The following is an 18,419-nucleotide window of genomic DNA, read 5'->3' on the forward strand; positions in this document are numbered from 1 at the left end:
TGACAAATACACGTAGCGGATACTGAAAGAATGGATTGAAAACAATATGACATGTCAACTCCATAATATAGGAACTGTAAAGAATTTTTCCTGTAAATCCCCAGCTGAATACGTTTCGGAAATAACACAATGAACTTGTTATCTACCGCCGACGGGCGACACGTTGTGATAATATGAAATTATCGAATAATGTAGCAGGTTTTTCCATGAGTGGTATCGAATAATCTCCATGAAGAAAATGCAGTGGAGAGCTAATTTTAACGTGTGTATGATTATAAGCAATTTATGGATTAGCTTATAAAGAAATGTCGGTGATAAAAATGCATGATGAAAGAATAAATCATAAAACAGAATCGCAGTCTATAATTTATAATCGTGTATCATCTTTGTTTCAGTTTATTCAAGAATTGAATAAACTGAAACAGAAAACGATTCTTAATGTTAAAGATTATCGGTGGCATCTATGGTGTTCTGATTTGCCAAATGACCCGGAGAATATCAAGCTGTTTTATCAAGATAGAACTTCGGATGATGAGAATGTGTCAGTGGATGATGAGCAGGATAATGTACTGCTTAAGGTGCATAAGGAAGATTTTGAACCGTGTCCGGCGCCTGAGAATATTCTACTAGATTGGTTGAAAGATGGTTGGAATGATTTTCGTTGCGACCTAGAGTATTATGATGAAAAAGTTGTTATGGAAATTGATCCTGATACCGCGGAGGAAGTTGAAAAAGTAATATCTTTTGATGAGAATACGAACAGAGTTTGTGAATCGAAGCGTTGGTCTGTCCTTCGTGAACAATGGAGGGAAAATCAAAAAAGAATTGCTGGGAATCGTGATGTTTTTGATAAAATATATAGTGAATACTATGCGTTGAAACGGGATAGTGAAACAGAGGAGGTCGTTGTTGGAAATGGTATTTTTTGTGATGCAAGGAATACATCTGTTTGTCATCCAATATTGACACGTAGGGTAAAGTTGGACTTTGATGCTGTCAGTAACACAATGTATATTCTTGATACTGATGCTGAGCCTGAGATTTACTCTGATGTATTAAAGATATTGAATGGTGTTAATCTGCAGACAATCAATGCATTACAGGATGAATTGGTGGAAAAAGATTATCATCCGCTGGATAGAAATGATACCCCCGAATTTCTAAAAGTTTTAATTCGTCAATTGTCGTCAGATAGTGTTTATTCAAATAATGGAGAACCAGATGGTTGGAAGCATAATAACCGCTTTTTGCTTTATAATAATCCGTGTTTTATCCTTCGTAAGCGGCAGGATGGTACGATAAGAGCCATAGAAAAAATCAATGAAGCGATTGGGGCGGGAATGGAAATCCCGAAAACGCTGATAGATTTAGTCAGTGGAGGAAAAGCAGATGTTTCACCTGCTGATAGAGAATATTCCATTGAAGAACAGTTGGCCATGGTTGGCGGTGAGAGTGTAGATATTCTTCTGAGCAAGGAAGCTAATCGTGAACAGTTGGAAATAGCGCATCGCATAGAGAAATATAATGCTGTGCTGGTTCAAGGGCCTCCTGGTACGGGTAAGACGCATACTATTGCTAATTTGTTAGGACATTTTATTGCACAGGGGAAAAGTGTCCTTGTTACCAGTCACACAACAAAAGCATTGGATGTCCTAAAAGATAAAATAGCACCAGGACTGCAAAGCCTTTGTGTGTCGTTGCTGGACGACTCTAATAAGGATATGGAGAGGTCTGTTGAAGGCATTACCAGCTTTATGTCGCATCATTCCGCAAATAGTCTGAAGAAAGAAATGGAAACTATCGGTGAAGAGCGTAAAAGCATTATTGCTGGTCTGGCAAAGGTCAGGAAAAAAATTTTCATGTGCATTCAAAAGGAATGTGAATCGATTATATATCAAGGGGAAAGTCTGACACCGACAGATGCAGCTAAATATGTTGCCTTCAATCAAGAAAAGTTAGATTATATTCCTGGCACAGTTAAGGCGGAGGCTGTGCTGCCTTTGACTTTTGATGAACTGGTCGAGCTGTACCGTAGCAATAAAATAATAACGGATATGGATGCTGCTGAGTTAAGTTATGACCTCCCTGCGCCGAATGAATTGCTAGGGGTAACTGATTTTGAAGAATTATGCCGGCATTATTCTGAGGTGGAACATCATATCAATTCTGTTAGTGAGGCAGGTTTTCTTTCTGTGGATGCGTCCACGGAAAGTCAGACCATCAAGTTTAGGTTGTTTGGTCGGGAATTTATAATTGGTTATCCAGCAAAAGAGCCAATCAAAGCATTAAAAGAGTATTGCAGTAAATATGGTGAAATTTTGCCTTGGCAGCAGGCCGTTGTGGTCGATGGCGAGACTGGAGGCGGGTATAGAACCCGCTGGGAACGTCTTATCGAACAGGTTGAAATTACGAATGATTTGAGTGCCAAAATGGCCGATATAGGTCTGGGCATGGAGGTTACTTTTGCCGAAGGGATATTGGTGGATGATTTACTGGCACCATTAAAGGAAGCTAAAGGATATCTGGATAAAGGTAAATTGCCATTTATGTTTTCTGTTTTCCATAAGGCTTGTGATAAAGCTTTGAAATCTGTCCGGGTGTCTGGAAACGTACCATCTTGCAGTAAAGATTGTGAGGTGGCTATTCTGACGATTGAACTTCAACAGGCGCGTAGGAAATGTAATAATTTTTGGAATGAACTGCTGGTGCCGCATGGTGTATCGGAATTTCAGTCACTAGGGCCGCAGCCGGAACGAGCAGCTGTCCAATATACGCATTCTGTAGGCAAATTTTTGAATTGGACTGCTACGGATTATATGGATTTTAGTAATTTGTTGAAGAGTGCAGGCCTTCCTGAGGCTGAGGTGTGTGGTATTACGGCGTTGGATTCTGCACAAACGGCACTTAGTAAACGCTTAACAGCTATTCATGAGTCTATTCCATTATGTTGTGATGTGTGCATGGATATCCTGAATCTAACTAGTTATCGGGAGCAGTTGGAAAAGCTTTCACAAATTCTTGTTAAGGATAAACGGGTGAATAGTAATATCCTGCAGGATATATATCGTGCAGTAGCGACAAAGAATACTGAACTTTATTGTGACTCACTGGGACGGTTGGTAGCTGTTTATGACAAATACAATGTAATGTTTAAGCGAAATGAGTATCTCAAACGCTTGCAACCTTATGCGCCGGATTGGGCGGAAGCGATCAGTAAACATGAAGGGATACATGGCAGTGATGTGGTTCGTAGTGATATCATGGAGGCGTGGAAGTGGCGGCAGTTATCTATGCTGATTGAAGACCTTACGTCAACTCCGCTTAGTGAATATCAGGCAGAGAGCAGAAGATTGAGCAAAGCATATCGGGAAATTACAGCTAAGTATGCGGAGAAATCCGGTTGGTATCATTTGCTACGGAAGACAGAGGCAGATATGGATATGCAGCAGGCACTACAGGGATGGTGTTTGGCTGTGAAAAGAATTGGCAAGGGAAAAGGAAAAAGAGCACCTATGTTTAAGGTTGAAGCCAGAAAGAAGATGGAGAAATGTCAAGAGGCAGTTCCTGCTTGGATTATGCCAATTCATAAGGTAATGGAAAATTTGAATCCAGAAAAAAATACTTTTGATATTGTTATTGTGGATGAGGCGAGCCAGGCAGATATTTCATCTTTGGCAATCTTATTTATGGGCAAGAAAGTGATTGTAGTCGGTGATGATAAGCAAGTTAGTCCGATGGCAGTAGGGATTGATACGGATAAAACGGATAATTTGCGTCAAATGTATTTGTCATCAGATATTCCCAATTATAAACTGTATGATTCTCAGACATCTATCTATGATATTGCTATGACCACATATCATCCATTGATGTTAAGGGAACATTTCCGTTGTGTGCCGGAAATCATTGGCTACAGTAACTGGCTTTCTTATGATGGTAAAATTATGCCGTTGCGCTCTGCCAGCAGCAGTAATTTGCTACCTGCAGTAGTGAATTACCGTGTGATTGATGGCAAAAGGGATGCACGAAGAAAAATTAATGAACCGGAAGCGAAGGCTGTTGTTGCATTGATGAAGGCGTGCATGGAACAGCCAGAGTATAAAGGGAAGTCATTTGGTGTGATATCCTTGTTGGGAATAGAGCAGGCTAAGCTAATTGAAAAGTTTATCACGCAGGATGAGGAGATAGATGCACAAGAAAGGGAAGAACGGCGTATACTGTGCGGAGACTCTTCAAATTTTCAGGGGGATGAACGGGATGTTGTCTTTTTGAGCATGGTTGATAGTCCTTCCAATCCTACGGAAATTTTGACTAAGCGAGGAGATGGTGTACAGGATTCGACACGCAAGCGTTATAATGTTGCTGCCAGCCGTGCAAGAGATCAGCTATGGGTGGTTAATTCCTTAGACCATAATGTGAATCTTCAAGCTGGAGATATTAGAAAAGGTCTGCTTGAATATGCATTAAATCCTAATAATACAGAGGTTCAGCAAACTGTGGTTTCAGCAATGGCAGATTCAGAGTTTGAAATTCAGGTGGCGATGAAGCTGAAGTCTCGTGGATATCATATTGTACAGCAATGGGAAGTGGGTGCCTACAGAATTGACATGGTGGCTGTTTGTGGCGATAAAAAAGTGGCCATTGAGTGTGATGGTGAGCGTTATCATAGTTCGCCAGCACAGGTGCGTAATGATATGGAACGTCAGACGATATTGGAACGCATTGGCTGGACATTTATCCGAATCAGGGGAAGTGAATACTTCAGACAGCCGGATAAGACTATTGAACGTGTAGTGGAAGAACTGGAGGATTTGGATATCCATCCTGAAGTATCTGAAGAAGTATCAATTGAAGCAGGAAGAGAAACGGAACTGCTGAAACGTGTCAAACATAGAGCTGAGATACTATTGCAATCAGAGTCAACAGTGGAAACTTCTATTGTTAACAAAGCTGATAGTGATGCTTTCTTAGATCATAATCCAACTGATGTTGGTATTGAGTTGCCAGTATCAACGGAAGTATCCGGTAAGGCTAATTCTGTTTTTGAGCAGCCAAGTTTGTTTTCAGGAGTGACAATGCAGCCTCCAAAGAGTTTAAGTGGAGTCGCGGAACTGTTAGAGCAGCATAACTATCAAGTGATTGATAAAAGTCAGGAGATGGAGGTAATCTGGGTTATAACGGAAAAGTCCGCCGAAAATGAGTTGCTTCAACTGCTAGGGGAGGAATACACGGTTATATGGAATAAGCGTGGCATAATATCGACAGAAAACGAGCCATATTTCAGTATAAGGAGTAGAGATTATGGCAAAAGAAAAAAGTGATGTAAAATTTGAAATGGCAAACGAATTAGGGGTGATTTCGGAAAAGGAAAAGGGATGGAGGTTGGAATTTAATCGGGTAATATGGAATGGAAGAGACCCGAAATATGATATTCGTGCTTGGGGGCCTAACCGTGAAAAAATGGGTAAGGGAATAACATTGACAGAAGATGAGTTGAGAAAGCTGAAAGAACTCATTGACAAGGAAATTGCTTTTTTAGACAGTTGAGATAGTGGATTGAGATACTGAGGCAGGCGGCTGGGTTTTGCAAACATGACTTTGACAAGTCAAGCTGTCTGCTTTTTGTATATTATCTAAGTGGCGTTCATTATCTTTAAGTGAAAATGGAGAGGCGAGAAAACTTATGTCAAAATGGAATATGGCTGATAGGCCTTATGAAAGTAGAGAGTATCTTCAAGGATGGTCTATCGCAGGAAAACAATTACAGACATTATTCAACAAATATAATGAGGGAATATTAAACGTATATCAAGGATTTTGTTGGATAAGAACACAAATTATTAGCCCTACTTTTGATTCAATGAATTTTAGATATAAGAATAGAGTATATTCAGTATTGGTAGATTTAGTTACCGAGGGGGAAAGTTCCCTGTTAGGTAATTTAAGACCATATCAGGAAAGTGCTTTTAATCGTAAGGGGACCGGCAAGCAGCAATATATGTGTCATGTTTCCGATGAACATGTACGATTCTTGATGGAACAAGCCAAGAAGCATCAGCGCAAGGGAAAGGTCTTAGAGGTTATTAACCGCGTATATAGACAGGCAGGCGATGAGGTAGAAGTCGAGGGAGAACACCGTGGCCTTATGCCCAAATTGTCACAAGCGCATGCACGTGCTCAATGAGGAGAGGGCAGTAAAGTTGCTGCAGAGTCGGAATCGAAGAAAATAAAGCGGTTGACATGTCAAAAATTGACTTATCAACCGCTTCTTTGTATTACACTACTATGAGTCCCTGGACTGAAGACAGACTGGATGAGCTGCTAAATAACGAAAAAGAGGCTCATAAGAAGGACAGGTACAAAAAATGCCCTGACTGTTATTGCTTGGGGAAGTGCCAGTCAGAGCGTATTAACCTTTGCGAACTGGGGAAGCTCGCTGACGGTACTATCCAATAGGGATTAGGGAAAGGGTAGCACCGATATATGCTATGTGACTTATTATATGGAATAATCCTGCCTGCAGTACTGTATTTTTTTACATAAATATAGCCTGATGACTGTGGAAATATACATTCGGTTAAGGATTTGAGGCAAAGGGCGTATAATAAATTCATTATTTGTGCGTTATCGTTGTTATATAAGCTTGCAGTTTTGTCTGGAGTTATGGTATGTTATTGACTATCCCCTTGACGGCGGAAATGCCGTCAAAGAATTAAGAGATGTAAAGGAGTATCCCGAAATGTGTGTGTTACGGTTTGAAGAGAGGCCCAAGAAATTTAACGAAGGCAGTGCAGTGCGGCTTATTGATGTACTAAGAAAACAGCATACAGAAAAGCCGGATAGAGCGTCAGAACAGAATAAAAGTGTGGATGTAGAATGAAGATGATGACCATCAATTTTGACGGTGAAGAATATCCGGCTAGATTAATCGATGTAAGCGGCAAGCGCTTGATATCAATAGATAGGCTGGATGTTGCCCTTATGACAAAAGCCGGCTGTTATGTATCAGAGGAAGCCCGCGCTATTGATGAAGGTATTTTTCTCTATGTACCAGAGCCAATCCTAGTATCTGATGAAAAGACACTTGTGCGGTATGTAAAGGAACTTGTAGTGTGATTTAACGAGGAGTAAATACATGCAGTTTTTATATGTGTTCATTGGAGGCGGGCTCGGAGCAGTGTGCCGTTATATGGCGACCACAGCCATAGGTGCAAGATTTGGGAGGATGTTTCCCTTTGGGACATTATTGGTAAACACAGTGGGGAGTTTCTTTATGGCGCTTGTTATGGGGATTTTGTTGTCGCTGGCCAAATCGGCCAACATGCTTCCGGAATCTTTGCGGTTGTTGTTGACCGTGGGTTTCTTAGGTGGATTTACAACATTTTCATCCTTTAGCATGGAAACCTTGACCTTGATAAATGGAGGCAACATATTCTTGGCCTTGGCTAATGTTTGTGCCAATGTATTACTGGGACTTGGTGCGGCAATACTTGGTTTTCATATTGCAGCCGCTTTATAGTCAGCAACAAATTCAGAATAACGAATAAAAGTATATCTTTTGAGGAAAGTAACATATCGGAAAAAGTGCCAATAGTTATGGTAATACATTCTGCAAGGCTCTTTTGACATCTTTGCTTATAAATTATACAATAGGCTTATATTGTTAAAGCAGGAGGAACGCCGGATGTTAGTTGGTGAAGAAAGAAATAAAGTAGACCAGATTTGGGATACATTTTGGACAGGTGGGCTGACCAATCCGCTTTTGGTTATCGAGCAGTTCACCTATTTGCTGTTTATTAAGCAGCTGGATGATATAGAGACAGAGAACGAAGCAAATGCGGCATTGTTGGGCTTTGAGAACGAGGAGAAAATCTTTGGCCCGAATCAGCAGAATTATCGGTGGAGCAAGTTCAAGAACTTAGCGCCAGCTGTGCAGTTTCAGCTTATGCAGGAGGAGATTTTTCCTTTTATCAAAACGCTGCATCCGGATGATGATGCGTCCTATACCCGTTTTATGAAGGATGCGACATTCCAGATTTCCGCACCGGACAAACTGGCGAAAATCATTGAGGGAATAGACAAGCTGGATTTGACGGAACGGGACAGCAAGGGCGATTTGTACGAGTACATGCTGTCCAAGCTGGCCTCTTCCAAAATCAACGGTCAGTTCCGCACGCCCCGCCATATCATCAAGATGATGGTGGAAATGGCAGCGCCGCAGCCCTCGGACATCATCGTAGACCCGGCTATGGGAACGGCAGGATTTTTGGTCGCCGCTGAAGAATTTGTTCGTGAAAATCACGGCGATATGCTCTTGGATGATGAACAGGCACAGCATTTTAATTCTGCGATGTTTCACGGTTTTGATACCGACCCCACCATGTTGCGCATTGGTACCATGAACATGATGCTTCATGGCGTAGAAAATCCTGGGATAGATTATAAGGACAGCCTTTCCAAGAATAACTCCGATAAGGAACTTTATACCCTTTGTCTGGCCAATCCTCCGTTTAAGGGTTCTCTGGACAGTGAAACGGTGGAGGAAAGTCTGCTGCGTGTCACCAAGACGAAGAAAACAGAGCTGCTTTTTCTCGCATTGTTCCTGCGCATTTTGAAACTGGGCGGCAGAGCGGCGGTTATTGTTCCTGATGGTGTGCTCTTTGGTTCGTCCAAGGCTCATCAGGCGTTGCGTAAGGAAATTGTGGATAACAACAAATTGACGGCAGTAATCTCCATGCCCAGTGGTGTGTTCAAACCTTATGCAGGCGTGTCAACGGCAATACTGTTCTTTACCAAGACAAATGCAGGTGGTACGGACAAGGTTTGGTTCTACGATATGCAGGCTGATGGTTACAGCCTTGATGATAAGCGGCAGGAGATTGAGGACAACGATATTCCTGACATTATCGCTCGTTTCAAGAATCTGGAAAAGGAAGAAGGCCGCAAACGCACGGAGCAGAGCTTCTTTGTGCCGGTAGAAGAAATCCGGCAGAACGGATATGACTTGTCCATCAACAAGTATAAGGAAATTGAGTATGTGCCGGTGGAATATCCTAGCTCTCAGGAATTGATAACTAAGCTTGATGAGTTGGAGTTGGAATATGTTGATTCCATGGAAAAATTACGGAGCTTATGTTATTATCAGGAGGGGAATGATGAGTAAACTTGGAGACATTGCAAGATTCCAATCTGGGGGGACACCGTCACGGAAAAAAGCAGAATATTTCCGAGGGGAAATACCATGGATAAGTACGGTAGCATTGAACGGTGATATTATCGGTTTTGAAGATGCAAAAGAATTTATTTCTGAGTTAGCGATAACAGAATCAGCCGCTAAAATTGTTCCAGCAAATTCGATAATGGTAGGAACTCGTGTTGGTGTTGGTAAGGTTGCAATAAATAATGTACCAATGTCAACAAGTCAGGATGTAGTATCTTTAGTTGATATCGATGAAGCAATTTGGAATAAAAAATATATTGTGTATTCTATTTTAGCTAAGACGGAATATCTTAATAACCAAGCTAGAGGAGCAACCATCAAGGGGATAAAAATAGATGTTCTTGAAAATATAGAAATTATAGACAGATGTATTGATGAGCAGATAAAAATTGTTTCGATTATGGATCAATTAAATAAAATGATAGATAATCGAAATAGCGTTATTGATGTTTTAGATGTGCTAGTCAAATCACGGTTTGTTGAGATGTTTGGGGATTTTAATATTGAATTACCATTCCAAATCTGGAAGTTAGATTGTATAGCTGACATTGTTTCTGGCATTACGAAGGGGCGTAAGACAAAAGAAAAGGATTTGCGAGAAGTTCCATATATGGCAGTATCCAATGTAAAAGATGGTTACATTGATTGGACTACTATAAAAACTATCATGGCGACTGAAAAAGAAATCGAACAATATCGCATACAGCCTAATGATATCCTTATGACAGAAGGTGGCGACCCTGATAAAGTTGGTCGTGGTGCGTTGATTAACGAGGTCCCAGAGGATTGCATTCATCAAAATCATATCTTTCGTGTACGACTTAACGAGAAGGTTAATCCCACATACTTTGAAGCATATTTACAGCAGCCATTTACAAAGAGGTACTTCCTAAAATCTGCAAAGCAAACTACGGGGATTGCAAGTATCAATATGACACAGTTGAGGAATACTCCAGTAATAGTACCACCGATAGAACTTCAAAACCAATTCGCCGACTTCGTAGTCCTAACCGACAAATCGAAACTTGCTGTTCAGCAAAGCATAGAAACGTTGCAGATGCTAAAGGCAAAACTTATGCAGGATTATTTTGGCTAATTATATATAATGATTGTAATGGATTAAGCGGTGCCGGAGGTTGGTGGAAAGGGAAAGCCTACATGAAAGATTACCTTATCACCGAAATTGTGCAGGGGATGCTTCCTTATTTGGATAATGCACAGTTGATGCGCCTACGTGAAAAGTTGACCGAATGCCTGTCGAATAAAGTGGTTACAGGTGGTAGCATGGTAGATAATGATACGGGGACAAGCAATGATGCGTTTGTAGAAATGTTTATTGCGGCTAAAAAGGTAGAAGGTTGTAGTGAACGAACCTTAAAATACTATCAGTCAACCATAGTCAAGGCATTGGAACAGCTTGATAAGCACTTGACGCATATTACCACGGAACATTTACGGAAGTATCTTTCGGATTATCAGGCGGTTCGCGGTTGTAGTAAGGCGAATATTGATAATATCCGGCGTATTCTATCCAGTTTCTTTGCTTGGTTGGAGGAAGAAAACTATATTCTGAAAAGCCCTGTGCGCCGCATTCATAAAATTAAGACGGCGAAGATGGTTAAGGAAACTTATTCTGATGAAACGTTGGAACAAATACGTGATAACTGCACCAATATCCGTGACTTGGCGATAATAGACATGTTGGCCTCCACAGGTATGCGTGTAGGAGAGCTTGTGCGGCTAAATCGCAGTGATGTGGATTTCGAGAGCCGGGAATGTGTAGTATTCGGCAAGGGTAGCAAGGAGCGTCCGGTTTATTTTGACGCAAGAACGAAGATACACCTAAAGAATTACTTGGATAGTCGTACTGACGAGAATCCTGCACTTTTTGTATCTATTCAACATCCGCATAATCGTTTGCAAATCAGTGGCGTTGAGATACGCCTGCGGAACATGGGGCGTAAATTGGGGATTACGAGAGTACATCCACATAAGTTCCGGCGAACCCTGGCTACAAGAGCTATCGATAAAGGCATGCCCATAGAGCAAGTTCAGCAACTCTTAGGCCACAGCAAGATTGATACAACCATGGAATATGCTATGGTTGACCAAAATAATGTGAAAATTTCCCATCGTAAGTATATAGCATAGTTTCAAATCACGGTTTGTAGAGATGTTTGGCGACTCCGTGACAAATCCGATGAAGTGGCCAATAAAGCGATTCAAAGATATATGCATTGTAGGTTCTAGCAAACGTGTATATCGGAGCGAACAAACATCAGCAGGTGTACCATTCCTGCGTGTTTCTGACCTAATCTCAAAGATAGTTTCTAATACGGAAACTTGCGATTTATACATATCTGAACAACAGTTCAATGAATTTGAGCAGCAAGGTTTAGTACCCAATGCCGGTGATATACTTGTTACAGCACGAGGAACCTTGGGACAATGCTATATCATAAAGCCGAAAGATAAATTCTATTTTCAAGATGGCATGATTAGCTGGGTTCACACAAGCGAAGCAGAAATCAATCCTGTCTATGTTTCATACCTATTTGATTCGCAGGGGATAAGGCAACAGATAGACAGAGTTGTGTCTGGTACAACAGTTGCTTATCTTTCAATAGCACAACTTAGCAATTTTGATATTCTGTTGCCTGCTATTGAACTCCAAAACCAATTCGCCGATTTCGTAGCCCTCACCGACAAATCGAAATATGCCATTGACCAGTTTATAAAATCATTACATGCAGCTAAAGATGCCACAGCATAACTTATGAATTAAGGTGTAGAACTTGATAGATATACATTACATAGGGAAATTAAACAAAGAACTTTATCAGGTAGTAACAGCAGATATTGACAGTGATGAAGTCATAATTACAGATGAGCGAATTGAACATATAGCATTGCACCATCCGGGAGATTATGAAAGATATAAGCAGTATATGCTGGAAGCAATACAATGTCCCGATTACATAGTGGAAGCCAATCGACCGAATACAGCGTTGATTTTGAAGGAAATAAGGATAGAGGGGCGAGTCTTTAAGCTGATTTTACGACTTAAAACCTCCACAGACCCTGCTAACTTCAAAAATTCAATAATAACTTTTTTAAGAACAGACACAAGAGAATGGAATAGAATTGTACGCAATAAGAAAATTCTTTACAGTCGTAAGGATAAGTAGTACAATGTAAGTAAGAAAGGAATAGTTATCTGAGGTGGTAGATTTCGTCCGGACCACACGCCGATGGCATGACAGAGGAAACTCGAGTAGATGCAGGAGAAGCGGACGCCTGCCGGATAGCTATTCTGAATTGAGAGAACCGTTCTCGTAAGAGGGCGGTTTTTCTGCTATACGAGGGATGAGGAATAGTGCTCTGTTATATGACAGGGAGGGGAAATTATGGCCTCAAATTTTGACTTTGTGAATCAGGAACCCCAATGGGTTAATATAGCTGAACGGGCCAGAAAAGCAGAACAAGGAATGGCAGTAGCGCCGGAGGTGGCAGCTATTTTTGGCCGTTCGGCGATGGAGCTGGGGATTAAATGGGTTTACCGCGCAGAGGGAATGGATACCAGTGACCCGTATAAATACGGCAAGGATAGAGATCTTTTTTCCCTGCTGAAAGATAGGGGCTTTTGTGAAGTGGTGGGGGATAATAAGCTGCTTCATATGCTTGACCAGCTGCGTTTGCTCGGCAATAGGGCTGCACATGGCGGCAGTCCGCTTACACATGGGGATGGTGTACTGGCCCTTAGAATCCTCTTTGAGTTTTTGAGCTGGATGGCCTATTGCTATACAGCAATTCAGGGAGAAATGGTTTTCGATGAAAGTCTTTTGCCCTCGCCTGATGATAAGGCAACGGTCAGTCAGCAGGAAATCCAAAAGCAGGCAGAGAATATCGCGAAGAAAGATGCCGCCCTGGCTCAGAAACAGCATGAGCTGGAGGAAAAGAATCAGGAACTGGATGATATAAGGGCGAAGAACGAGCAGCTGCAACAGGAACTTACCCGTCTGCGCAAGGAACGTCAGGCACAGGGCGAGTTCCATGTCAATCCGATTACGGAAGCGGAAACCCGCAAACGCTATATTGATTATGACCTTGAAGCGGCAGGCTGGATAATCGGCGATAACTGCCGTATTGAGGAAGAAGTTTCCGGCATGCCCAATGCTTCCAGTACCGGCTTTTCGGATTATGTACTTTATGGCAGAGACCAAAAGCCTTTGGCCATTGTGGAGGCCAAGCGTACAAGTTATGACCCCGAGAAGGGGGCAAAGCAGGCAGAACTCTATGCCAATAGCTATGAGGCGAAGTATGGCCGCCGTCCCTTTATCTTTATGACCAATGGTCTGCGCACGGTATTTCTCGATGAGCAGGGCGGTTATCCCCGTCGGGATGTGTCGGGCTTTTTTACGCAGGATGATTTGCAGATGCGCATGGACAGGCGCGGTATGCAGCAGACTTTGGCAGAGGTTGAGCCGAATCACGATATTGCAGGCAGGCCTTACCAGATTGAAGCGGTCAAGGCGGTGGAAGAGGCGTTTGACCATAAGCGCAGGAAAGCGCTGATTGTGCAAGCAACGGGAACAGGCAAGACCCGTGTAGCCATCAGTTTGTCGGATGTATTATTTCGTGGCGGCTGGGTAAAGCGTATTTTGTTTTTGGCTGACCGTACTGCGCTGGTACGCCAGGCCAAGCGCAGCTTTATGGATTTTTTCAGCAATGAGATTCCCTTGGCCAGTCTGATGGATAGCCGGGATGATGCAGCGACGGCGCGGATTATCTTCAGCACCTATCCTACGATGATGAACGCCATTGATACAGCGAAAAATCCCGAGGGACGCAGATTGTTTTCACCAGCTTCCTTTGACCTTATCATTATTGACGAGAGCCATCGCAGTATCTATCAGCGGTATCAGGCGATTTTTCAGTATTTCGATGCCATGCTGCTAGGCCTTACGGCAACGCCTAAGAATGAAGTGGACAAGAATACCTATCGTCAGTTCGAGCTGGAGGCAGGGAATCCTACCTTTGCTTATCAATATGATGAGGCAGTGGAGCAAGGCTATCTTGTTCCCTATGAACAGTTTGAGCGTACCACAGACCTGATGAAGAATGGACTCCATTATAAAGACCTTAGCGAAGAGGATAAAGAGCATTATGAGGAAGTGTTCGGGCTGGCTGGTGATAATGCCCCGGATATTTTGAGTTCGGCCTTCAACAAGTATGTATTCAATCGTCAGACGGTGCAGATGGTCATCAAGGATTTGATGGACATGGGGCAGTATATTGATGGCGGGGATAAGCTGGGCAAGACCATCATCTTTGCCAAGAACAGGAAGCATGCCAAATTCATCGTGGATATTTTCCATGAAATGTATCCCGAGCTTGGCGATGCGTTCATTCAGCAGGTAGATGGCAGCATTGATTACCACGAGCAGATTATTGATGATTTTCGTACGCCGGACAAGATGCCGCAGATTGCTGCTTCCGTTGATATGCTGGACACTGGCATTGATGTGCCGGAAGTGCTGAATCTTGTGTTCTTCAAGATGGTGCGTTCTTACAGCAAGTTCTGGCAGATGATAGGCCGCGGCACGCGTCTTTGCCCTGACCTTTTTGGTCCGGGACAGAATAAGCAGAACTTTTATATCTTTGACTATGGCGGGAACTTTGAATACTTCAGCCTCCAGGGCAATAAGCTGAAGGAAACCAAGAATCAGCCGTCACTGGTAGAGCGCATTTACAATTTGCAGGCCAATCTTTATCTGTTGCTTTATAAGGATAAAGATACGGAGCGGCAGGAGTTTGCCCAAAAACTCTTTGCAGAGCTGCACGGCACAGTGATGGCACTGGATAATGACAGCTTCCGTGTCATTCAGAATCGCCAACAGGTCGAGAAGTATCGGGATAGACGCAGTTGGGCCAATCTGACGGCTGAAGATGTGGCGGAGATTGCCAAGCATATAGCTCCGATCATTCCGGCACAGGATGATGATGTAATGGCCCGCTTCTTTGACCAAAAGATGTATGGCATTATGTACGATTACCTGATGGCCAAGGATATTACGACGAAGGCCGTGCAGGTGGAGGAAACTGCTGACAAACTTAGTTCACCGAATCTGCAGACCATTCCGCAGATAAAGGCGAAACAGACCTTTATTCAACAGGTGCGTTATCCTGAATACTGGGATGATGTGACGGTGGATAAAATCGAAAAAGTACGGACGGAACTGCGCGATTTATTAAAGTTCCTGGAACCTGAGACTACGAAAAGCTACTACACGGATTTTACCGACAATCTCCTTATGGTCAAGGAACCTCATGTGGTTACACCGGAACAGACTTCGGAAAGCTACAAGAAAAAGGTGGAGCGCTACCTCAAGGAACATCAGGATAATATCGCCGTTCATAAGCTGCGTACGAATAAGCGGCTGACTTCTGTGGACTTGCGGGAACTGGAGCGGGTGCTGTGGGAAGAATTGGGAACACAGGAAGATTATCGGAATCTTTATGGACAGCGGCCTGTAGGGCTTATGGTGCGTAAGACTGTGGGCATGGACAGGACAGCTTTGGAAGAGGTGTTCGCCGAATTTTTGCAGGAAAATCGCTTAAATGTTCGTCAGATTGATTTTGTCAAGCGTATCATTGACTATTTAGCCAAGAATGGGGAGATGATTCCACAGGACATTAAGAAACCTGCATTTGCGGGCATGAACAATGTTGCCCAATTGTTCAAGGGGAACACTGCAGAAGTTGCGCATATTTTTGACAAAGTGAGAGAAGTCACCAATAATGGCAGTGAAATAGCCTGATGATGGGAAGTATACTTATCTTGCAATGGATAGTGAGGTGGAGAGGCCATGTTTAAGAAAAGTTTCTTTTTGTTAACGATGTGCTTATTTATGATGACTGAAGCATTAGCTGGAGAACTTCAAATCATAGATAAGCCTATTATATGGTCGGAGCAGCGGGAGCAGCTTATTCGTGAATACGCTATGACGCATTATGGATTGGATCAGGTGCACATTACGCCCCAAGCAGTAGTGGTGCATTGGACAGCCTCTGGTACATGGGAATCTGCATATAACCATTTTTATAACGAATCCAGAGGAGATGGAACACTAAATGTAGCATCGCATTTTTTGGTTTCCAAAGAGGGACAAATTTTCCGGCTAACTCCGGAAACAGCGCTTAATCGGCATATCATAGGTTATAATTGGTGTGCTATAGGAATTGAAAATGTAGGCGGTGTTGGCGGAGCTGAAGATTTGACGGATGCACAATTAGAGGCGAATATCGACTTAATCCTATATTTACAGGAAAAGTATCCGACAATCCACTATGTTTTTGGTCATTATCAACAGGATGCTGCCAGGGAGAGCGGTTTATACATCGAAAACGTGACGGGGTATCGCTCAGAGAAGATTGACCCTGGTCATAGCTTTATGAAAGCTCTGCACGAACGTTTACAGGACCGTGGTTTAGTTTTTTATCCGGAATAAAGCAGATATCGAGACAAGAGGAGGGCTTAACAATTGCGTTAAGTCCTCCTCTTTTGCTGATGGGGGACAGAGCAACAAGAACTTTTCGTTCAATGAAAGAGTGTTGGTATTGACTGTATACTGGTAATTAAAGGCGATATGGAGTTTAAAAAATTTGTAATTTTGTAATATTATATTACTTGGTACGTATATATCAATAAAGGAAGGGCTGATGATTATCCGTTAGAATATCATATTGAAGAATACCAGGAGGAAAAGATGATGAGGAAAATGGTTATCGTATTGATGGCGGCTTTGTTTGTCTGTGTAGGCAGCGTTAGCGAGGCTGCAGAAATAGACCATCGCACCTGGACTGTGGTTCATGTTTCCTACGAAGTACAGAAAGGTGATACTTTAGATAGTATTGCTCAAAAATACATACAGAAGAATACCTACGGAGTTCGGGACATCAATGAATTTCGTGAAGGCATCAGGGAAATCAATAATTGGCTTATGACCAGGGAGCTTAAACCGGGGGATATTATTCGAATTAATTACTGGGAAAAAGTTACCAACTGATAAAATAAAAAGAGATTTGCAGGTTTTACGTCATTCATGTAGAAGAAATATAATGTAAATGTATTATATGTACGGACATTAGAGGTGATGTTCTATGTGTTCTGACATAGACTGGCATGAACTTATCGGCAAAGCGATTACAACGGATGCCTCAGACATCCACTTAACGGTGGGGCAAAAGCCGCATATGCGCTGTTTGGGTATATTGACGCCTATGGACAGCCGCCCGCTGACAGAGCCTGTTATGAAAGAAATTTGTTCGGCTATCCTGAATGATGGTCAACGAGAGCATTTGGCAAAGACACGGGAAATCGATTTGTCCTGGATTTTTGCGGGCAGGCGGTTCAGGGTCCATGCCTATTATCAGCAGGGCTGTCTGGCTTTAGCTTTTCGTCTGTTGCCGGAGAGGATTCCGAGTCTGGCAGAGCTGGGGGCGCCAAAAGCCTGGCAGAAGATGAAGGGAATCGATCAAGGTCTGATTTTAGTGACGGGAAGAACAGGTTCTGGCAAGTCAACAACGCTTGCGGCCTTTATCGAGGAGCTTAATCACGAAAAGCCATATCATATCGTCACCTTGGAAGACCCAATCGAATATGTTTTTTATCCGGATAAATGTTTTATCAGCCAGCGGGAATTTGGCACGGATTTTTATTCATTTGGCAATGCGTTAAAAGGGAGCCTTCGTGAAATGCCTGACCTTGTTTTGGTGGGCGAGATAAGAGACTATGATACACTGGCTACAGCACTTGCGGCAGCTTCTGCAGGGATGTTGGTGTTGGGGACTTTGCATAGTGCCAGTGCTGCTGAGGCTGTTTTGCGCATGGAAGGAATGTTTCCGTTAGAAGAACAGTCGAGCTTGCGCAGCCTGTTGGCAGAAGTTCTGCAGGGGATATTTGCGCAGCGCCTGGTTCCTGCTGCCGGTGGCGGGCGGATGGCCGTTACCGAGGTACTGCTGGCGAATTCGGCCGTGCGCAGCTTAATTCGGCAGGGGAAGTATAATCAGTTGATTTCGGTAATGCTTAGTCAGCAGGCTGTTGGAATGCAGACTTTAGCAATGGATGCCCAAAGACTTTGGCAGGCAGGACGAATTGACGGGGCTGTCTATGACAAGCTCTGTAAGCAATAGTGAG

The 18,419-nt window shown here is 42.8% G+C and carries 15 protein-coding genes; all 15 read left to right on the plus strand.

Features of this window, described 5'->3' with window-relative positions; all coding sequences use genetic code 11:
- Nucleotides 1–305: 305 nt before the first annotated feature.
- The 15 genes from G598_RS0108375 (at nt 306) to G598_RS17475 (ending at nt 18,415) form a co-directional block, all read left to right on the plus strand.
- The gene (locus G598_RS0108375) at nt 306–5,321 is read left to right on the plus strand and encodes an AAA domain-containing protein (RefSeq protein WP_080656988.1); all 5,016 of its coding nucleotides are present in this window, start codon (nt 306–308) and stop codon (nt 5,319–5,321) included.
- Nucleotides 5,302–5,547, plus strand: coding sequence for a YdbC family protein (locus G598_RS0108380; protein ID WP_037363666.1), 246 nt, complete (start codon nt 5,302–5,304; stop codon nt 5,545–5,547). Before G598_RS0108375 ends, G598_RS0108380 begins: the two co-directional genes overlap by 20 nt.
- Nucleotides 5,548–5,683: 136 nt before the next feature.
- Complete coding sequence (locus G598_RS0108385) at nt 5,684–6,184, plus strand: hypothetical protein (RefSeq protein WP_026766592.1); 501 nt, start codon at nt 5,684–5,686, stop codon at nt 6,182–6,184.
- 555 nt (nt 6,185–6,739) lie between these two features.
- Nucleotides 6,740–6,880, plus strand: coding sequence for a hypothetical protein (locus G598_RS19735; protein WP_157833302.1), 141 nt, complete (start codon nt 6,740–6,742; stop codon nt 6,878–6,880).
- The gene (locus G598_RS0108395; protein ID WP_026766593.1) at nt 6,877–7,116 is read left to right on the plus strand and encodes a hypothetical protein; all 240 of its coding nucleotides are present in this window, start codon (nt 6,877–6,879) and stop codon (nt 7,114–7,116) included. The genes G598_RS19735 and G598_RS0108395 overlap by 4 nt, the downstream gene beginning before the upstream one ends.
- Before the next feature lie 19 nt (nt 7,117–7,135).
- Nucleotides 7,136–7,519: a fluoride efflux transporter CrcB gene (gene crcB / locus G598_RS0108400; RefSeq protein ID WP_026766594.1), complete on the plus strand. Its 384-nt coding sequence runs from the start codon at nt 7,136–7,138 to the stop codon at nt 7,517–7,519.
- Nucleotides 7,520–7,684: 165 nt separating this feature from the next.
- The gene (locus tag G598_RS0108405) at nt 7,685–9,163 is read left to right on the plus strand and encodes a type I restriction-modification system subunit M (protein WP_026766595.1); all 1,479 of its coding nucleotides are present in this window, start codon (nt 7,685–7,687) and stop codon (nt 9,161–9,163) included.
- Nucleotides 9,156–10,316: a restriction endonuclease subunit S gene (locus G598_RS17470; protein WP_051180094.1), complete on the plus strand. Its 1,161-nt coding sequence runs from the start codon at nt 9,156–9,158 to the stop codon at nt 10,314–10,316. The genes G598_RS0108405 and G598_RS17470 overlap by 8 nt, the downstream gene beginning before the upstream one ends.
- A 62-nt stretch (nt 10,317–10,378) precedes the next feature.
- Nucleotides 10,379–11,371 carry a site-specific tyrosine recombinase/integron integrase gene (gene xerA, locus G598_RS0108415; RefSeq protein ID WP_026766596.1) on the plus strand — a complete coding sequence of 331 codons (993 nt, stop codon included), beginning with the start codon at nt 10,379–10,381 and terminating at the stop codon, nt 11,369–11,371.
- A gap of 49 nt (nt 11,372–11,420) precedes the next feature.
- A complete protein-coding gene (locus tag G598_RS0108420; protein ID WP_026766597.1) occupies nt 11,421–11,993 on the plus strand; it encodes a restriction endonuclease subunit S in 573 nt (190 codons plus the stop codon).
- Nucleotides 11,994–12,015: 22 nt separating this feature from the next.
- The gene (locus tag G598_RS0108425) at nt 12,016–12,408 is read left to right on the plus strand and encodes a PBECR2 nuclease fold domain-containing protein (RefSeq protein WP_245582781.1); all 393 of its coding nucleotides are present in this window, start codon (nt 12,016–12,018) and stop codon (nt 12,406–12,408) included.
- 219 nt (nt 12,409–12,627) lie between these two features.
- Nucleotides 12,628–16,041, plus strand: coding sequence for a DEAD/DEAH box helicase family protein (locus G598_RS0108430; protein ID WP_026766599.1), 3,414 nt, complete (start codon nt 12,628–12,630; stop codon nt 16,039–16,041).
- Between the two features lie 48 nt (nt 16,042–16,089).
- Nucleotides 16,090–16,731, plus strand: coding sequence for an N-acetylmuramoyl-L-alanine amidase (locus G598_RS0108435; RefSeq protein WP_026766600.1), 642 nt, complete (start codon nt 16,090–16,092; stop codon nt 16,729–16,731).
- 258 nt (nt 16,732–16,989) lie between these two features.
- On the plus strand, nt 16,990–17,289 hold the full coding sequence (locus tag G598_RS0108440; protein WP_071837964.1) for a LysM peptidoglycan-binding domain-containing protein: 300 nt from the start codon (nt 16,990–16,992) through the stop codon (nt 17,287–17,289).
- A gap of 94 nt (nt 17,290–17,383) precedes the next feature.
- Nucleotides 17,384–18,415 carry a type IV pilus twitching motility protein PilT gene (locus tag G598_RS17475; protein ID WP_037363669.1) on the plus strand — a complete coding sequence of 344 codons (1,032 nt, stop codon included), beginning with the start codon at nt 17,384–17,386 and terminating at the stop codon, nt 18,413–18,415.
- Nucleotides 18,416–18,419 lie beyond the last annotated feature (4 nt).

It is taken from the genome of Selenomonas ruminantium subsp. ruminantium ATCC 12561 (assembly GCF_000424065.1).
In the GTDB taxonomy this organism is placed as follows: domain Bacteria; phylum Bacillota; class Negativicutes; order Selenomonadales; family Selenomonadaceae; genus Selenomonas_A; species Selenomonas_A ruminantium.

Bases quoted from the DNA above. Each gene is read 5' to 3' on its own strand.
- xerA (WP_026766596.1), top strand. From the start codon at position 10,379: ATGAAAGATTACCTTATCACCGAAATTGTGCAGGGGATGCTTCCTTAT.
- G598_RS0108385 (WP_026766592.1), top strand. From the start codon at position 5,684: ATGTCAAAATGGAATATGGCTGATAGGCCTTATGAAAGTAGAGAGTAT.
- G598_RS17470 (WP_051180094.1), top strand. From the start codon at position 9,156: ATGAGTAAACTTGGAGACATTGCAAGATTCCAATCTGGGGGGACACCG.
- G598_RS0108380 (WP_037363666.1), top strand. From the start codon at position 5,302: ATGGCAAAAGAAAAAAGTGATGTAAAATTTGAAATGGCAAACGAATTA.
- G598_RS0108405 (WP_026766595.1), top strand. From the start codon at position 7,685: ATGTTAGTTGGTGAAGAAAGAAATAAAGTAGACCAGATTTGGGATACA.
- G598_RS17475 (WP_037363669.1), top strand. From the start codon at position 17,384: ATGTGTTCTGACATAGACTGGCATGAACTTATCGGCAAAGCGATTACA.
- G598_RS0108395 (WP_026766593.1), top strand. From the start codon at position 6,877: ATGAAGATGATGACCATCAATTTTGACGGTGAAGAATATCCGGCTAGA.
- G598_RS19735 (WP_157833302.1), top strand. From the start codon at position 6,740: ATGTGTGTGTTACGGTTTGAAGAGAGGCCCAAGAAATTTAACGAAGGC.
- G598_RS0108375 (WP_080656988.1), top strand. From the start codon at position 306: ATGTCGGTGATAAAAATGCATGATGAAAGAATAAATCATAAAACAGAA.
- G598_RS0108440 (WP_071837964.1), top strand. From the start codon at position 16,990: ATGATGAGGAAAATGGTTATCGTATTGATGGCGGCTTTGTTTGTCTGT.
- G598_RS0108420 (WP_026766597.1), top strand. From the start codon at position 11,421: ATGAAGTGGCCAATAAAGCGATTCAAAGATATATGCATTGTAGGTTCT.
- G598_RS0108435 (WP_026766600.1), top strand. From the start codon at position 16,090: ATGTTTAAGAAAAGTTTCTTTTTGTTAACGATGTGCTTATTTATGATG.
- G598_RS0108430 (WP_026766599.1), top strand. From the start codon at position 12,628: ATGGCCTCAAATTTTGACTTTGTGAATCAGGAACCCCAATGGGTTAAT.
- crcB (WP_026766594.1), top strand. From the start codon at position 7,136: ATGCAGTTTTTATATGTGTTCATTGGAGGCGGGCTCGGAGCAGTGTGC.